General features: G+C 69.9%; 13 protein-coding genes and 1 pseudogene. 5 read left to right on the top strand and 9 right to left on the bottom strand.

The genetic code is table 11. From position 1 onward, the window contains the following. Positions 1 to 17: 17 nt before the first annotated feature. On the bottom strand, positions 18 to 389 hold the full coding sequence (locus D187_RS20800; protein ID WP_043430887.1) for a DUF4398 domain-containing protein: 372 nt from the start codon (positions 387 to 389) through the stop codon (positions 18 to 20). 257 nt (positions 390 to 646) lie between these two features. On the opposite strand from D187_RS20800, the pseudogene D187_RS20805 reads away from it, so the two are divergent. After that, positions 647 to 1,465 (top strand): annotated as a pseudogene (locus tag D187_RS20805) (endonuclease/exonuclease/phosphatase family protein); the annotation flags it as partial. A 154-nt stretch (positions 1,466 to 1,619) separates the two neighbouring features. Beyond that, complete coding sequence (locus D187_RS20810; protein ID WP_002626524.1) at positions 1,620 to 2,039, top strand: hypothetical protein; 420 nt, start codon at positions 1,620 to 1,622, stop codon at positions 2,037 to 2,039. Positions 2,040 to 2,067: 28 nt separating this feature from the next. Here D187_RS20810 and D187_RS20815 read toward each other — a convergent pair whose 3' ends face one another. From D187_RS20815 to D187_RS20845, 7 genes are all read right to left on the bottom strand, one after another. Then, entirely contained in the window at positions 2,068 to 2,856 is a 789-nt protein-coding gene (locus tag D187_RS20815) for an energy transducer TonB (protein ID WP_002626526.1), read from the bottom strand. Between the two features lie 15 nt (positions 2,857 to 2,871). Then, positions 2,872 to 3,306 (bottom strand): ExbD/TolR family protein, encoded by a 435-nt coding sequence (locus D187_RS20820; RefSeq protein ID WP_002626527.1) that lies wholly within the window; start codon positions 3,304 to 3,306, stop codon positions 2,872 to 2,874. A 3-nt stretch (positions 3,307 to 3,309) separates the two neighbouring features. Next, positions 3,310 to 4,014: a MotA/TolQ/ExbB proton channel family protein gene (locus D187_RS20825; protein ID WP_002626529.1), complete on the bottom strand. Its 705-nt coding sequence runs from the start codon at positions 4,012 to 4,014 to the stop codon at positions 3,310 to 3,312. Between the two features lie 162 nt (positions 4,015 to 4,176). Then, positions 4,177 to 6,573, bottom strand: coding sequence for a DUF4215 domain-containing protein (locus D187_RS20830; protein ID WP_051256451.1), 2,397 nt, complete (start codon positions 6,571 to 6,573; stop codon positions 4,177 to 4,179). 12 nt (positions 6,574 to 6,585) lie between these two features. After that, positions 6,586 to 7,788, bottom strand: a complete 1,203-nt coding sequence (locus tag D187_RS20835; protein ID WP_155893477.1) for a peptidase associated/transthyretin-like domain-containing protein — start codon at positions 7,786 to 7,788, stop codon at positions 6,586 to 6,588. Positions 7,789 to 7,796: 8 nt separating this feature from the next. Beyond that, positions 7,797 to 10,760 (bottom strand): serine/threonine-protein kinase, encoded by a 2,964-nt coding sequence (locus D187_RS20840; RefSeq protein WP_002626532.1) that lies wholly within the window; start codon positions 10,758 to 10,760, stop codon positions 7,797 to 7,799. A gap of 244 nt (positions 10,761 to 11,004) precedes the next feature. Beyond that, positions 11,005 to 11,358 (bottom strand): SET domain-containing protein-lysine N-methyltransferase, encoded by a 354-nt coding sequence (locus D187_RS20845; protein ID WP_002626533.1) that lies wholly within the window; start codon positions 11,356 to 11,358, stop codon positions 11,005 to 11,007. Positions 11,359 to 11,675: 317 nt separating this feature from the next. On the opposite strand from D187_RS20845, the gene D187_RS20850 reads away from it, so the two are divergent. The 3 genes from D187_RS20850 (at position 11,676) to D187_RS20860 (ending at position 15,162) form a co-directional block, all read left to right on the top strand. Further along, a complete protein-coding gene (locus D187_RS20850) occupies positions 11,676 to 13,454 on the top strand; it encodes a M20/M25/M40 family metallo-hydrolase (protein WP_043430892.1) in 1,779 nt (592 codons plus the stop codon). 226 nt (positions 13,455 to 13,680) lie between these two features. Beyond that, positions 13,681 to 13,869 (top strand): hypothetical protein, encoded by a 189-nt coding sequence (locus tag D187_RS20855; RefSeq protein WP_002626536.1) that lies wholly within the window; start codon positions 13,681 to 13,683, stop codon positions 13,867 to 13,869. Between the two features lie 15 nt (positions 13,870 to 13,884). After that, complete coding sequence (locus D187_RS20860) at positions 13,885 to 15,162, top strand: radical SAM/SPASM domain-containing protein (protein ID WP_002626537.1); 1,278 nt, start codon at positions 13,885 to 13,887, stop codon at positions 15,160 to 15,162. A 25-nt stretch (positions 15,163 to 15,187) separates the two neighbouring features. Here the strand turns inward: D187_RS20860 and D187_RS20865 are convergent, their stop codons facing one another. Then, a complete protein-coding gene (locus D187_RS20865; protein WP_002626538.1) occupies positions 15,188 to 15,961 on the bottom strand; it encodes an SDR family NAD(P)-dependent oxidoreductase in 774 nt (257 codons plus the stop codon). Positions 15,962 to 16,065: the final 104 nt, after the last annotated feature.

Consider the following 16,065-nt stretch of genomic DNA (forward strand, 5'->3'; position numbering starts at 1 on the left):
CCTGGGCATTCCCGTCGTCATTGCGCTGGCACCGTGGTCTGCTGGAGCTCACGCACCTGCTGGAGCACCTGATCAGCCTCGGCGCGGGCCGGGGCCTCGCGTGCCAGCGCCAGGGCCAGCTCCGCGTCCGCCGCCGCCCGCTTCAGGAACAGCGCCGCTTCATCCCGCCGGTTCTGTTCGATCAGCCGGCGCGCACCCTGCGTTTGCTGCCGTGCCCACTCCAGGTGTTGCGCCGCATCGGGATGCTGGGCGGCACCCGCCTCCTCCGCCTGCTGGATGGGCACCTGGGTGTCCACGAGCGGCTCGGACGGACCGTACCGCAAGGGGGCGCCCATACAGCCTGTCAGTCCCAGCACGCACACCGCCGCGCCGGCCATTGCCTTTCGCATCGCTGTCGCTCCCTGGCTTCGAGGCCAACGCTCGTGGAGATGTGCATGGGTGAGCAGCGGTACAACCCAGGGGCCCCCTTGCTGGCTTGCCCTCCTTCCTTGTCTGATGGGCTTGCCTCCTCGCCCTCCCACCGGACAACTTCATGCCCCTCAGCTCCCTCGCCTCGAAGCAGAGCCGTGTTGGCTCGCGTCTGCTCTTCTCCCTTCTCTCCCTCTCGCTCTCCGCTTGCGGAGGAGACATCGGGTCGGACGCTCCGATGGCCTCGGACGCCGTCTCCCAGAGCGCGCCGCTCGCCAGCACCCGGGTGCGGCTGATGGCCGCCAACATCTCCAGCGGCAACTACCAGAGCTACGACCCGGGCAACGGCACGCGCATCTTCCAGGGAACGAAGCCCGACGTGGTGATGATCCAGGAGTTCAACTACGGCGACAACTCCGCCACCGCCATCCGCTCCTTCGTCAACACCGCCTTCGGCTCGAGCTTCTATTACTACCGCGAGGCCGGCGCGCAGATCCCCAACGGCGTCATCAGCCGCTACCCCATCGTCGCCTCGGGCGAGTGGGACGACACGCAGGTCACCAACCGCGACTTCGCCTGGGCGCGCATCGACATCCCGGGCCCCACGGACCTCTGGGTGGTGAGCGTGCACCTGCTCACCACGAGCAGCTCCGTGCGCAACACCGAGGCGACCAACCTCGTCAACTTCATCAAGTCCAAGGTGCCCGCGGGCTCCTTCATCGCCATCGGCGGCGACTTCAACTCCGACTCCCGGAGCGAGGCGCTCTTCTCCACCTTCTCCTCCGTGGTCTCCACCGCGAGCCCCTACCCGGCGGACAGGAATGGCAATGGCAACACCAACGCCACGCGCGCCAAGCCGTATGACCATGTGCTGGTGAGCAGCAACCTGCGCGCCTACCAGACGTCCACCGTCATCGGCGCGAGCTCCTTCAGCGGGGGCCTCGTGGTGGACACGCGCGTGTACTCGCCCTTGTCGGACATCTCCCCGGCACAGAGCGCGGACAGCGGCGCCACCAACATGCAGCACATGGCCGTCATCAAGGACTTCCTCGTCCCCGCGCCGTAGCGCGCGCCGGGTCGGCCCGTTGGCCCCCTGACACCCGCTCCCCGCGCGTCAAAAGCCTGTCGGGCGCGAGGCACTGGCGTGCATACGATGTGGACTCTCCAGTGGGGCGGCACGCCGCTCCCCTTCCACTCCGGCGGGAGACAGCATGGTCGACTTTCGCAACTTCATTGGCAAAGGCACCGCCTCGGGCACGCCGCTGAACATCTTCGCGCAGGTGGTCTTCTTCGTGAACGTGGGCGGCGGCGAGTTCGTGGACCTCGGTCCCCAGCAGGCGGCCTTCAAGGGGAAGATCGACACCCCCTTCTACAAGGGCGAGCTGTCGCTCACGCTCAAGCTGCTCGAGGGCGGCAAGGCGGAGATCAACCTCAATGGCTCCAGGGCCGCCCAGGCGACCTACACCACCGCGGGCAGCAAGCTGAGCATCGAGGCGAAGTTCGGCTCCCACGAGCAGGTCATCTCCTTCGAGCCGGGCGGCAAGGGCAACGTGGAGACGTACCTGTCGGTGTCGGGCAGCAAGAGCATCAACGTGCACCTGGCGCCGGGCACGAAGCCCGCGGTGAGCTGAGGCCCCGAGCGGGCCCGGCGCGGGCCCGTCAGTCCAGCACGAAGGTGTAGGAGTACTTCATCTCCGTGGACACCGGCTCGCCGTTCTTGATGGCGGGCTTGAAGCGGAAGCGCAGGAGGGCGCCGCGCGCCGCCTCGTCGAGCCCGTAGCCGAGCCCCTTGACGACGACGACCTTCACCACGCGCCCCTCGGCGTCGATGGTGATGGACATGGTGACCGAGCCCTCGACGCCCGCGCGCCGGGCCTCGTCGGGGTAGGGAATCTTCACCTCCGAGGCGACCGTGGGCTGGGTATCCACCTGGTACACGGGCACGTACTTGGGCGCCGAGTACCCCTTCACGTCCTTGGGATCCGCCGCCGTGTTGCCCGTCTTGCCATAGACGGTGTTGCCCACCGGCGCGGCGAAGCCGCCCGCGGCCGTGGTGGAGGACAGCGACAGGCCCACCACCAGCGGCACCGGCTTGGCGGATGGCTCGGGCGGAGGCGCGTCGTTGGGGGGCGGGGGCGGCGCGTCTGGCGGAGGCGGCGGAGGCGGCTTCTCGGCCCGGGCCACCTTCACCGGGGGCGGCGCCTTCGGCTTGGGCGGGGGCGGCTTGGGCGGCTCCTGCTCGGGCGGAGGTGGCGGAGGGGGAGGCGGCTTGATGACCTCCACCATTTGTATCTCCACGGGCCGCTGCATGTCGGGCGCCGGGCGCTCCGCCACGTTCGAGAGCAGGGCGAAGCCCACCCCGTGGGCGCCCAGCGACACGAGCAGGAACATGGGCACCCAGTCGCGGGAGCGGCGAGGGGGCAGGGCGGAGAGGGTGGCCTGGCTCATGTCCGGGGGCCCTCCTCAGGGCGTGGCGGGAGAGGCCGTGGGCGCCACGTCCTTCTCGATGTTGAGCGCGAACTTGGCGATGCCCTGGCCCTTCACCACGTCGATGAGCCGCATCACCCGGCCATACGGCAGGCTCTGATCCGCGCTGATGATGGCGCGCGTCTCCTTGTCCTTGGCCAGCGCCTCGGTGACGCGGCGGCGCATCTCGTCCTCGCTCACCTCCGCGCCGTCGAAGAAGAGCTTGCCCTGCTTGTCGACCACCACGTTGACGAGCCCCTGCACCGTCTCGCCACCGTTGGCGGCCCGGGGCAGGTCCACCTCCACCGTCTCGCGCACGATGAAGTTGGCCGTCACCATGAAGATGATGAGCAGCACGAGCACCACGTCCACCAGCGGGGTGACGTTGATGCCGGTGATCTCCTCGTCGTTGTCCTGCGCGCCGCCGGCCATGGACTAGCGAGCCTCCGTGGAGGCACCGGGGCGCGAGCCGTTGCGGGCCTTGAGGCTGCCCACGAGCGCATGGCCCAGCGCGTTGGTGCGCGAGGTGAGTGTCTTGAGCTGGCGGTTGAAGACGTTGAAGGCGACCACCGCGGGGATGGCCACCGCCAGACCCACCGCCGTGGCGACGAGCGCCTCGGAGATGCCCGCCATCACCGTCTGCTGGATGGCGGCGCCCTTGGCGCCCATGTTGCCCAGGTCGTGGAAGGCCTTGATGATGCCGAGCACCGTGCCGAACAGCCCGATGAAGGGCGCGTTGTTGCCCAGCGTGCCCAGGAAGGACAGGTAGCGCTCGTACTGGGGACGCTCGCGCGCCACCGTGGAGGCGATCACCTGCTCCACCGTGTCCGGGCCCTGCTCCACCGAGGCCAGCGCCTCGCGCAGCACCGCGGCCTCCATTCCCTTGCGCTCACCCACCGCGGCGCGCACCGCCTCCAGCTCGCCCCGGGCCAGCCGCACCGCGAGCGCCTCGGAGTCCGGCAGCCGGTGCGTGGCGAAGTACACCGTGCGCTCGAGCATCAGCCCGATGGAGAACACCGAGAGCACCACCAGCACCCACAGCACCCACTCGGCGCTGGTGAGGGTGACGCCGAGCAGCTTGCGGCTCAGCCAGCCAACCTGCTCATTGCCCGTCTGGGCCAGGAGGACGAAGGACATCATGCGAGACCCGAGGAATGACGAGGGAGGAGCGTGCCGGGAGAAAACATGCCGCGTGTAACATCAACGCGCCGCGTTCATTCTTCGCCCTGGTTGGAAAGTCAAATGAATCAGTCTTCACGTGCGCTCAGGTGCGAGGTGTAGGACTCCCACCTGCCCGGGGATTCAGGGAGGCACGCAGGTGTGGGTGGTGGGGGAGCAGGAGAGGGAGGGCGCGCAGTCCTCGTTGCGCGCGCAGCCGGTGGCCTGTGGACAGTCGAAGCCCTTGCCGCCCGCCATGCCGGTGGCGATGAGGGCGTCCTTCACGTCGCCGGTGCTGTCGGTGCTCTCGAGGATGGGCCTGTTGCCGAAGGCGCCGTGCTGGTCGTGGGTGAGGAAGACGTAGTTGCCCTCGACGGACGAAGCGGAGATCTGGAAGTCACCACCCACGCCGTTGATGGCGGAGTAGATGGACTGGGCCACCTGGTCGGTGGGGAGGCCGTTGGTGACGGGCACTTTCTGGTGGCCCGGGGCGACGGAGCCATCGCGGTCGAACTCGAACACCACCGGAGGGTGGAGGCCGTCGTCGAGGGTGAAGGTGTCCCCCTCCCGGAAGAAGACGCCGCGGTTCTGGATGGTGAGCAGGCCACTGGCCTGGGAGAGCTGGGCGCGGGTGCACGTGTTGTCGCAGGTGCCACAGGCCAGGGTGTTGCCGTCGTCGCACTTCTCGCTCGGGCCGTTCGTGACGCCGTCTCCACAGACGGGGCCGGTGAGGGTGAGGATGGCCGAGCACGTGGCGTCGCACCGGGTGCACTGGGCGGTGCCGTCGTCGCAGGTGGTCTCGGTGAGGGTGTTGCCGTCGTCGCACTTCTCGTTCGGGCCATTCACGACGCCATCGCCGCAGCGGGGGCCGGTGAGGGTGAGGACGGCCGAGCACACCGCGTCACAGGCCGTGCACTGGGGCACGCCATAGGGACAGGCGGTCTCGGTGGTGGTGTTGCCGTCGTCGCACTTCTCGCGCGCGTCGTTCACGACGCCATCGCCACAGGCCCGGCCCTTCAGGGTGCGGCTCTCCGAGCAGGTGGCGTTGCACGCCGTGCATTGGAGGGTGCCGTAGGGGCACTCGGTCTCGGTGATGGCGTTGCCGTCGTCGCAGACCTCGACGCGCTTGGGGCCGTTGCGGTTCAACCGCCCGTCGCCGCAGACGTTGGGCCGGCACGTGCCGAGGCAGTCGTCCTCGTCGCTCCGGTTGCCGTCGTCACACTGCTCGTTCGCCTGGAGGTTGGCGAGGCCATCGCCACAGGCCGCGGGCGTGCAGTCGTTGTCGCACCAGGCGGAGAAGCCGCCGGTGTCGCACTGCTCGCCCGCCGCCGGGTTGAGGAACCGGTCACCGCAGACGGCCGGGGTGCAATCGGCGTCGCAGGTCGGGGAGTTGCCTCCCGTGTCGCACTGCTCGCCGCGCACGGTGTTGACGTGGTTGTCTCCGCACACGGCGATGGTGCAGTCGCTGTCACAGCCGAGGCTGTCGACGGCGCCCGGGTTGTCGCAGTGCTCCCCGGCGGTGGCGTTCACCAGCCCATCGCCGCACACGCGCCAGGTGCAGTTGTGGTTGCACTGCTTCGTCTCCTTGCCGTCGTCGCAGTCCTCCAGGCGCGGCTGCTGCCGATCCACGACGGCATCGCCGCAGATCGCCAGCAGGCAGGAGTTCAGGCAGTTGTCGTTGTTGGACGTGTTGCCGTCGTCGCACTCCTCGTCATCGTCGCGGATGCCGTTGCCGCAGCCCTTGCCCGAGCGGCAGTCGAAGCTGCACTCGTCGTTGGGCAGGGTGTTGCCGTCGTCACACAGCTCGCCGACGGCCCGGTCCACGATGCCGTTGCCACACGTCTCGTCGGACTTGCAGTCCACGCTGCACCCGTCGCCCTCCTCGGTGTTGCCGTCGTCACACACCTCGCCGCGCGCCTGGTCCACGATGCCATTGCCGCAGATCTCGTTGGACTTGCAGTCGGCGCTGCACCCGTCGCCCCCCTCGGTGTTGCCGTCGTCGCACTGCTCGTCCCGCGAGCCGTCCGTGTAGCCGTTGCCGCACACCTCCAGCGACAGACAGTCGGCGCTGCACCCATCGCCGTTGTCGTTGTTGCCGTCGTCGCACTGCTCGCCCACCTGGGTGTCGGTGATGCCGTTGCCACACGCCTCGTTGGACTTGCAGTCGGCGCCGCACTTGTCGCCGTCCCGGGTGTTGCCGTCATCGCACTTCTCGCCCTGGCTCACGTCCACGATGCCGTTGCCGCACACCTCGATGGAGCGGCAGTCCCGGTTGCACCCATCGCCCTCGAGCAGGTTGCCGTCGTCACAGGCCTCGCCCGGCTGGAGGCGGCCATCGCCGCAGTCCGTCTTGAGGCACACGTCCTGGTTCGCGGCGCACTGCTGGCCCGCGGGGCACACCAGCCCGGTGGCGCAGATGACGCTCGTGGGCTCGAAGCAGGCGGTGAAGAAGAGCACGAGGAAGGGCGCCCCGAGCAGCACGGCCCAGGGCCACGGGCGGTCGCGGCGGGTGGGGAGGGCGGAGGAATGCACTCGGTTCATGGGAGTCTTCTCTTAGAAGCGCACCAGGGCCTGGACTCCGCCCGAGCCGCCACCCAGCAGCGGGCTGATGCTCACCTGGGGCTGGGCGAGCTGGGCCGGGTCGATGCGGTAGGCCTGGGGTTGGTTGAGCGCGGTGAGGACCGCGCCCGTGATGAAGGCCGCGCCCCCGACGGTATAGCCGACGATGGCCGAGGTCTGTAGCAGGTAGCCCCGCTCGAGCTGGGTGGCGAGGGAGAGGGGCGGCACGCAGCCGCCGCACGCGGCGATGCCCTCGTCGAAGGAGCGGAAGTGGCTGCGGCCCCGCACGTGCATCCAGGCGCTGCCTCCGGCGAGCGCCGCCCCCGCGCCCATCACCAGCCAGGGCATGGCGACGGGGAACCGGCGTCGGTAGCGCGTGAGCTCCTCGGTGGTGTACAGCCGCAGCGCGACGTGGGCCGTCTCGCCGGGCAGCAGGGTGCGGTTCAGGTTCTGGGGCAGGTGGCCCTGGCGCGTCGCCGTGAGGGTGTGCGCGCCCGGACGCACCAGGCCCGAGTAGTTCCCGGGGGCCTGGAACAGGGGCTTGCCATCCAGCAGCACGGTGGCGCCGGGCGTGTCGCAGGTGACGTCCAGACGCGCGAGCTGCTTCTCGAGCAGCAGCTTGTAGTTGCGCGCGTACTCGAACTTCTCCGCCTCCAGCGGCTCGACGCCAAAGCGCAGCGCGGCCTCCAGGTGCTCGTGCACCTCGAGGGGCTGGTCCAGGTTCATCAACGCCAGCGCGAGGTTGTAGTGGATGGCCGGGTGGCTCCACAGCCCGAGGGCCTCGCGGTACTTCTCGCTGGCCTTCACGAAGACGGCGTCCTTGAGCAGGGCATTGCCCGCCTGGAACAGCTCGAGCGCCCGCTGCTGATTCTCGAGCGGCACGCCCTGGGCCCAGGGGCGCTCGGGGGCGGGGCTCGGGGGCGGCGCGGGCGGAGTCGCCTCCGGACGGGGCTGCGTGGGGGCGTCGGGCGCGAGGGCGGAGGGCGGGGGCTCGGACGAGGACGGCCCGGGGGCGGCAGGCGCCTTCGGCGACCGCTTGTCGCGGGCCTTCCGGGAGCCCGTCTGCTTTCCCCGGCTCCCCTCGGGCGCGGAGAGGGTCTGCTGGGGAGCGCGGGAGCGTGGCGCCGCCAGTGGCGGCGGGGCCCACGGGGACAGCAGCGCCACCGACATGGCCAGGGCCACGCGCCCCCTTGTCACGGCGTGCCTCACTTCAACACCTCGATGACGGGGCCGCCGAGCTGGGATTGCAGACGCTGCGCGCGCTGCTGCTCGCGGTGCAGCAGGCTGGACAGCTCGCTCGCCGCGCGGATGGCGTCCTCCTGGGCGTCGCGCGCGGTGACGGCGCTGTGCTCGGCGCGCTTGCGGGCCGTCTTCGCGCGCAGCCGCGCCACCTGGGCGCGTTGCAGCGCGAGGATCAGCTCGTCGTTCTTGCGCAGCAGCTCGGCGTTGGACAGCTCCACCCGCTCGTTGGCCTCTTCCGCCGCCTTCTGGGCCTTCTGTCGCTCCAGCTCCTTGGCCTGCACCTCGGCGAGCCGCTGGCGGGCCTCGGCCTCCGCCGCGCGCGCCGCCGTCTCCGCCCCGCGCGCCACCGCCTCGGCCGCCTGGGCCGCCGCCGCCTGCCGCTGGGCCTCGCGCTGCGAGTTGCGGATGACCACCAGCGCCACCGCCGCCGCGATGACCAGCAGCACCAGGAACGTCGTGCTGCCGGCCACCATCACGCTCCTGAGCCGCCGGCGCTTCCTGGCCTGCGCGGACACGGCCGCGAGGAAGTCGCGCTGCTGCTTCGGCAGCTCCCCGCGGAAGCGCCGCTGGAAGTGCGCGGCCTCGTCCACCAGCTCGCCGCGCCACAAGAGGTTGGAGTCCTGGTTGTTCGCCTGCCACTGCCGGGCCGCGTGGCGCAGCTGCTCGAGGAACGCCGAGTCCTCCTGGCCCTCGTCCAGCCAGCGCTTGAGCGTGGGCCAGCTGTGGATGAGCGACTCGTGGACCATCTCCACCGTGGCCCCCGTCGCGCCGCCTCCCGTCTGCACGACGAGCAGACGCGCCTGCACCAGGTGGTCGATGAGCCGCTGCATCTCCGCGGTGTCCTTCGTCAGCTCGCGCAGCTCGTCCACCGCCACCAGGGCGCGGGTGCGCTCGGGCGTCACCAGGCGCAGACACAGCGCCCGCACCAGCGCGCGCTCCGGGGCGGACATGCCCGCGAGCACGCTGTCCGCGTGGCTGGCGAGCGCGCCGACGATGCCGCCCATCGACTTGTAGGCGTCCACGGTGAGCTGCTGCTTCTTCTTGTCCCGCTCCTCCCACAACTGCGTGGCGGCGAACTGGAGCAGGGGCAGCGCGCCCTGGGTGGCCTCCAGGTGCTCCAGCATGTTGTCCACCAGGGCGGGCGTCTCGAACTGGTAGCCGGCCATCTCCGCGGGCTGCACCAGCGCGTCGCGCAGGCCCTCGCGCGAGGGCGAGGTGAGGAAGAAGAGCCCCTGGGCCAGCTCCGCCATGAACTGCTCGTCCTCGGGCACCCGGTCCAGGAAGTCCGAGCGCAGGGAGACGACGAGGCGGATGGGGCTCGTCGCGTCGTCCGCGATGCCCGTCAGACACGCGGTGAAGGCCAGGCGCTCGCGCGCGTCGGGCACCAGCGTGTAGAGCTCCTCGAACTGGTCGACGAAGACGAGGATCCTCCGCTTCTGGCGCCGGGCGCGGCTGCGCAGCACGCTGCCCACGTAGCCGGGCTCGGCGTACAGCCGCTCCATGAGCCGCTCCTGCTCCTGGATGTCCTCCTCCACGGTGGTGGTGGAGCTCATCAGGGGCACCACGGTGCTCGCCAGGGCGGACAGGGGGTGGCGGCCGGGGCGGATGACGATCGCGTCCCAGGCGGTGCCCGAGCGCTTGAGCACGGGCACCAGGCCCGCGCGCACGAAGGAGGACTTGCCCGTGCCCGAGGGGCCCACCACCGCGAGCAGCGGCCGGTCCTGGATGCGGTTGACGAGCGCGGCGATCTCCCGCGTGCGGCCGAAGAAGCGGTCCGCGTCGGCCTCCTGGAAGGAGGACAGGCCCGCGTAGGGGCTCTCGTCGAGCCTCAGCTCGCGGCCGACGCGCCCCGGCAGGAAGGGCTCCAGGGCGCGCAAGAGCGAGTGCGCGTCCGCGAAGCGCTCCTCCTTGTGTTTGCGCAGGCAGCGGTCGACGACGGCCGCCAGCTCCGCGGGCACCCGGGGCGCCATCTGCCGCAGGCGCGGCATGGGATCGTCGAGCACGCCGGTGACCATGAGCTGCGGGCCGCGCAGCGGCTCCAACGGGTGCTTCCCGGCGAGCATCTGGAAGAGCAGGATGCCCACCGCCCAGATGTCCGTGCGGTGATCCACCGGCACGCCGATGCCCCACTGCTCCGGGGACATGTACGCCATGGTGCCCATGAGGGCACCGAAGTGGGTGAGCTCGCCCTGCTCCTGGGGGCCGCCGGAGGGCACCCGGAGCGGACCGGGGAACGCGGCGGAGTCGGACGTCTCCGCGCCCTGGAGCGTCTTGGCGATGCCGAAGTCGAGCACCTTGATGGCGCCCGAGTCGGTGACGATGATGTTCTCCGGCTTGAGGTCGCGGTGGACGATGCCCTGCTCGTGGGCACACGCGAGCGCCTTGACCACCGGCACCATCAATTCGACGGCGCGTGTGGGTGGCAGCTGGGCCGTGCCGATCGCCTTGGTGAGGGGCTGGCCCTGGAGGTACTCCAACACCATGAAGGGGCTGTTCTCGTACTCGCCCACCTCATGGATGATGACGATGTTCTCGTGGCTGCAGCGCGCGGTGGCGCGCGCCTCGAGGATGAAGCGCTGGGTGAGCTCGGGGTCCTGGGTGTGCAGGAACTTGATGGCCACGCGCCGGCCGAGCCGCACGTCGCGTGCGAGGAAGACGGTGCCCATGCCGCCGCTGCCCAGCTCGCGGATGAGCTCGTAGTGCTGCAGGTTCACGCCGGGGCGCAGCTTGTGCACCCGCTTGCCGGGGCGCGTGTCGTCGAAGGACGCGGGGGCGGGCGGGCCCGGGGGCGGCTCCGGCACGGCGGGCGCCGGTGGGTAGAGCGCCTCCAGCTCCGCGGCCACCCTCCGCTCGTCCAGTGCTCCCGCCACGGCCCTGGGGCGCGGCGGCAGCGACCTGCTCTGGGCGATGGCTTCGTTGTTCTTCATGTCCGGCGACGTTCCCTGCGACGCGTTCCCGAACCGGGGGGTTGAGAAGGGGAGGCGCCGTCCATTGTCGCGGAGCACGAAGCCCGTGGAGCCACCCCCCGTGTTGATCCAGACGCGCTGGAATCATACACGGACGGGCGTACGGAAGCACCCATGCCTCCCCTCCCGGCGCCTCTTCCGGGACGCGCGCGCCGTCCGGTGGCCGTTCACGGGGGGAGCACTCAGGCGGGCGAGCGGCCCGGGCTCAGGGCATCTGCTGGCCGCGCGTGTTCCACCAGTTCTCCCCGTAGCTGATGCACAACTGCTCCCCCGGCTCGATGTCACGCAGCGCGTAGAAGGTGAACACGTCCTTGGGCGAGGGGCCGCGCTGGTAGCCCCGGTAGTACGACACGTTGGGCTCCTGCGAGTGGTTGTAGATCATCCCGAAGCCGAACACGATCGCCACCCACTCGCCGCCCTGGTCCTCCTCGTGGGGGCCCCACTCGATGTTGAACACGTAGTCCGACATCGGTGAGGTGCGCACCGTGCGGAAGGGCGCCTTGAGATAGTGGCACTCCTCCAGGATGGTCCCCTCGGGGATGGCCTCGTCCGAGAACACCCCGTACCCCCACTCACACGGTCTGACCTTCAATCCTGGATGAACGAAGAGCGGCTCGCCTGGCTGCATTCGGGGGTTGCTATCACGAATGGCCCCACCCGGGAGCGCCGCCTCCGCGCACCCCTCCCTCCCGGGGGGCTTGATGCTCTGACCTCCAACGTCCGCCGACCTTCGTCGGAGACTTCACGATTCGAAATCTTCCCAGGAGGGCCGTGGGTGCAATAAGTTCCTGCATTGGTGGATAAGTCCACCTTTAGTGAGAACCGGACTGCTCCGGTTTGCACTACCCCCCTGAAGAAGCACCCGAGGAGAAGTCCATGGGAATGAGCAAGTTCGGTTCTGTCGCCGTATGGCTCGCGTGTGCCACGCCCGCGTTGGCGGAGGCCCCGCGGGAGAAGCAGGTGTGGATCACCATCGGCACGGACGCGCTGGAGCCCGTGCGGGGTGTCTTCCAGGGCAAGGGGCTGAAGCTGGCCGCGCCCACGGTCCAGAAGGGCGGCGTGGCGGTGCTGCGCGTGAGCGAGTCCCACGTGGAGCAGCTGGCGCTGGCGGTGCACGACAAGCTCAACCGCTGCGCGGGCTTCATCGCCCATGACTCCCAGGAGGAGGCGCTCGCGGCGATGGAGGCCGCCAACGCTCCCCCGACGCTGGCCGCCTCGCTCATCAGCTACAACATCAACAACCCCGAGTCGGTGAGCGCGCTGCTGGGCTCGGTGACGGAGACGGAGATCCGCGGCACCATCAACTCGCTGTCCACCAACTGGCCCAACCGCTACTACAACGTGCAGAACGGCGTGGACGCGTCCACCTGGCTCAAGAACAAGTGGACGACGATCGCCGCCGGGCGCTCGGACATCACGGTGGAGCAGTTCGCGCACACCTGGAAGCAGCCCTCCGTCATCGCCACCATCCAGGGCACCACGCTGCCCAACGAGGTGGTGGTGATTGGCGGCCACCTGGACTCCATCAACCAGAGCAGCCCCTCCACGGGCACGGCGCCGGGCGCGGATGACGACGCGTCGGGCGTGGCCTCGGTGACCGAGGTGCTGCGCGTGGCGGTGCTCAATGGCTACAAGCCGGCGCGCACGGTGAAGTTCATGGCGTACGCGGGCGAGGAGGTGGGCCTGTACGGCTCCAAGGCCATCGCCAACTCGTTCAAGGCGAGCAGCGTGAACGTGGTGGGCGTGCTGCAGCTGGACATGACCAACTACAAGGGCTCCAGCTACGACTTCAGCATGGTGACGGACAACACCAACGCCACGCTCAACGCGTTCACCACCAGCCTCATCACCAAGTACCAGCCGGGGCTCACCTACACCAACATCACCTGTGGCTACGGCTGCTCGGACCACGCCTCGTGGACCAGCGCGGGCTACCCGGCCTCGATGCCCTTCGAGGCGTCGATGAGCACGAGCAACCCGAAGATCCACACCACGGGTGACACGCTGGCGTACATGGGCGGCACGGCGGCCAACTCGGTGAAGTTCGCCAAGCTGGGCGCCTCGTTCGTGGCCGAGGTGGCCAAGGGCGCCACCACGGGCGTCACGCCTCCTCCGACGGGCGGCGATGGCGGTGGCGGTGGGACGATCCCGACCGCGACCTACGACGCGACGTACAAGGCGCCCCGCTGCGCCGCGGCGGGCATCGGCTGCGACTCGGGCACGCTGCTCAACGGCCGTGGTAGCCGGGGCCCCGAGTCGAACGCGCCCAACACCATCAACTCGAGCTGCGCGGACGGCTCCTCGGGCACCTACCACTCGGATGAGTCCAACGACGCCCTCAAGGTGAGCACCACGGACGGCACGAACCTGGCCGCGGGCAAGACGGTGAAGATCGACGCCACCGTGTATGCCTACTCCACGTCCTCGGACAAGCTGGACCTCTACTACACGACGAACGTGGCGAGCCCCACCTGGACGCTCATCGGCACGTACAGCCCGAGCTCCACCGGCACCACCACCATCTCCGCCACGTACACCCTGCCCGCGGGCAGCGTGCAGGCCATCCGCGCCAACTTCCGCTACCAGGGCAGCGCGTCCGCCTGCAGCAGCGGCGCCTACGATGACCGCGACGACCTGATCTTCGCGGTGCAGTGACGCCGTCCGGGCGGCTCCCTCCTCCTCGAGGGAGCCGCTCGTCCGCTGGTGGAAGCACGACGCCCCGGTACCCTGGCCTTTTCGAGCCACGGTCCGGGGCGTCGTGTTTCGCGCCGCCTGTCGATGGGCTCTTCCGGGCGCGCGTCCGTCTTCCGGGCCGGGATTTGACCCAGGGCTTGGGTTTTCCCTAGAATTCCCGTCTCCACCATCAGTGAGAGGGTCCGCCATGACGACGAAGGTCGAGAAGAAGCTGCCCCGCACGCAGGTCATCGAGCGCCAGAAGGAGCGCACCCGCGAGGTGCTGGAGATCGAGGAGGGCTCGCTGGACACCGTGCGCGGCGGCAGCGCCCGCTACGCGCTGCCCCCGCCTCCGCCCACGCCTCCCCCCACGGACCTGAGCAAGGACTCGCTCTAGGCTTCTGCTCGCGTCATGCCGCCCCCGGTCATCCAACCCCGCACGGCGCTCGCCGTGTGGGAGCTCACCCTGAAATGCAACCTCGCTTGCGGCCACTGCGGCTCGCGCGCGGGGAGCAAACGCGAGGATGAACTGTCGGCCGAGGAGGCGCTGGACCTGGTGCGCCAGCTCGCCGAGTCCGGCATCCAGGAGGTGACCATCGAGGGCGGCGAGGCGTTCCTGCGCCCGGACTGGCTCGACATCGCGCGGGCCATCTCCGCCCACGGCATGCGCTGCACCATGGTGACGGGAGGCTACGGCCTCTCGCGCGAGACGGCGCGCAAGATGAAGGAGGTGGGCATCGCGCACGTCTCCGTGTCCGTGGATGGGCTGGCGGCCACGCATGATCGCATCCGTGGCAAGCCCGGCTCGTTCCGCTTCTGTTTCGAGACGTTGGGGCACTTCCGCGAGGTGGGACTGCCCTTCAGCGCGAACACGCAGATCAACCGTCTGTCCGCCCCGGAGCTGCCCGAGCTGTACGTGCGCCTGCGCGACGCCGGCATCCGCGCCTGGCAGTTGCAGCTCACCTCTCCCATGGGCAACGGCGCGGACAACGCGTGGATGTTGTTGCAGCCCGCGGAGCTGCCCGAGCTCTACCGCACGCTCGCCCGCGTCGCCGTGCGCGCGCTCAAGGAAGAACGGCTCGCCCTCGCGCCCGCCAACGACATTGGCTATTACGGCCCGTACGACGAGTGGCTCTTCGCGAGTCTCGGCAAGGGCTGGTCGGGCTGCATGGCCGGACTGTCCGTGCTCGGCATCCACGCGGATGGCAGCGTCAAGGGCTGCCCCACGCTGCCCTCCGAGTACATCGGCGGCAACATCCGCCAGCAGCCGCTGTCCGACATCCTGGAGACGCGCGAGCTCACCTTCAACATGGGCGCGGGAGCACCCGAGGGCGTCTCGCACATGTGGGGCTACTGCGGGGGCTGCCGCTACGCCGAGGCATGCCGGGGCGGCTGCAGCCAGATGGCGCATACGCTCTTCAACCAGCGTGGCAACAACCCCTACTGCCATTACCGCTCGCTGGAGCTGGCCGGGCGGGGCCTGCGCGAGCGGGTGGTGCGCGCCACTCCGGGCCCCGGGCGCCCCTTCGATCACGGCGTCTTCGAGCTGGTGGAGGAGCCACTCGGCGCGCCCTGGCCCGAGGACGACACCCACCGCTTCACCGCCGAGCGCGTGGTGTGGCCCCCCGGGTGGGAGGCCTATCCGCTGCCCGAGGCGCGGCCCGTTCCCTCCCGCGCCCAGGCGGGTTAGCGCGCTCCGAGGGGAAGCGCTCGGCTCAGGCGCCTCCCCAGTTCATCGTCAGGCCGCCGTCGATCGTCCACGTCTGCCCGGTGACGTAGTCGCCGTCATCCGAGGCGAGGAAGAGCGCCAGCCGGGCGATCTCCTCGGGCTGCCCCGCGCGGTGCCAGGGAATCTGCTCGAGGGATTGCTCGCGCTGCTTGGGGTCGTCCAGGCGCTTCTGCGTCATGGGCGTCTGGATGAGGCCGGGGGCGATGCCGTTGACGTTGATGCGGTGCGGGGCGAGCTCCACCGACAGGCTGCGCGTGAACGAGCCGAGGCCCGCCTTGGACATGCCGTAGGGTGCGCTCTCCGGCGTGGGCAGATGCTGGGCCACCGAGCTGATGTTCACGATGCGCCCCTTGCCGCCGTGCTTCTTGCGCAGCTTGATGAAGGCGCGGGCACAGAAGACGGGCCCCATGAGGTTGACGCGGAGGATCTTCTCCAGCTGCGCGTCCTCCAGCTCGTCGACGGGGACCTTGCTCCCCATGCCCTGGCCCGCGTTGTTCACGAGGACGTCGAGCACGCCCAGCTCCGCCACCGTGCGCTCGAAGAACCTCGCCACCGAGGCCGAGTCCCCCACGTCTCCCTGCAGGACGAGTGCGCGCCGTCCATAGGCCTCCACGAGGCGGCGCGTCTCCTGGGCGCCCTGCTCGTCCGAGTGGTAGATGATGCCGACGCTCGCCCCCTCCCGGGCGAAGATCTCCGCCGTCGCCTTGCCGATTCCCGAGTCCGCGCCGGTGATGAGGGCAACCTTTCCTTGGAGCTTCATTCGAGCCGCCTCCTGTGGGTGTCGCGGCGTCTCTACGCGCGCCCACCGCCGCCCGGGGCGCGTTTCGCCGGGGAGTGACGTCTGGCGGATAGCCGGGGGCGTGG

It is taken from the genome of Cystobacter fuscus DSM 2262, assembly GCF_000335475.2.
GTDB classification, from domain to species: Bacteria; Myxococcota; Myxococcia; order Myxococcales; family Myxococcaceae; genus Cystobacter; species Cystobacter fuscus.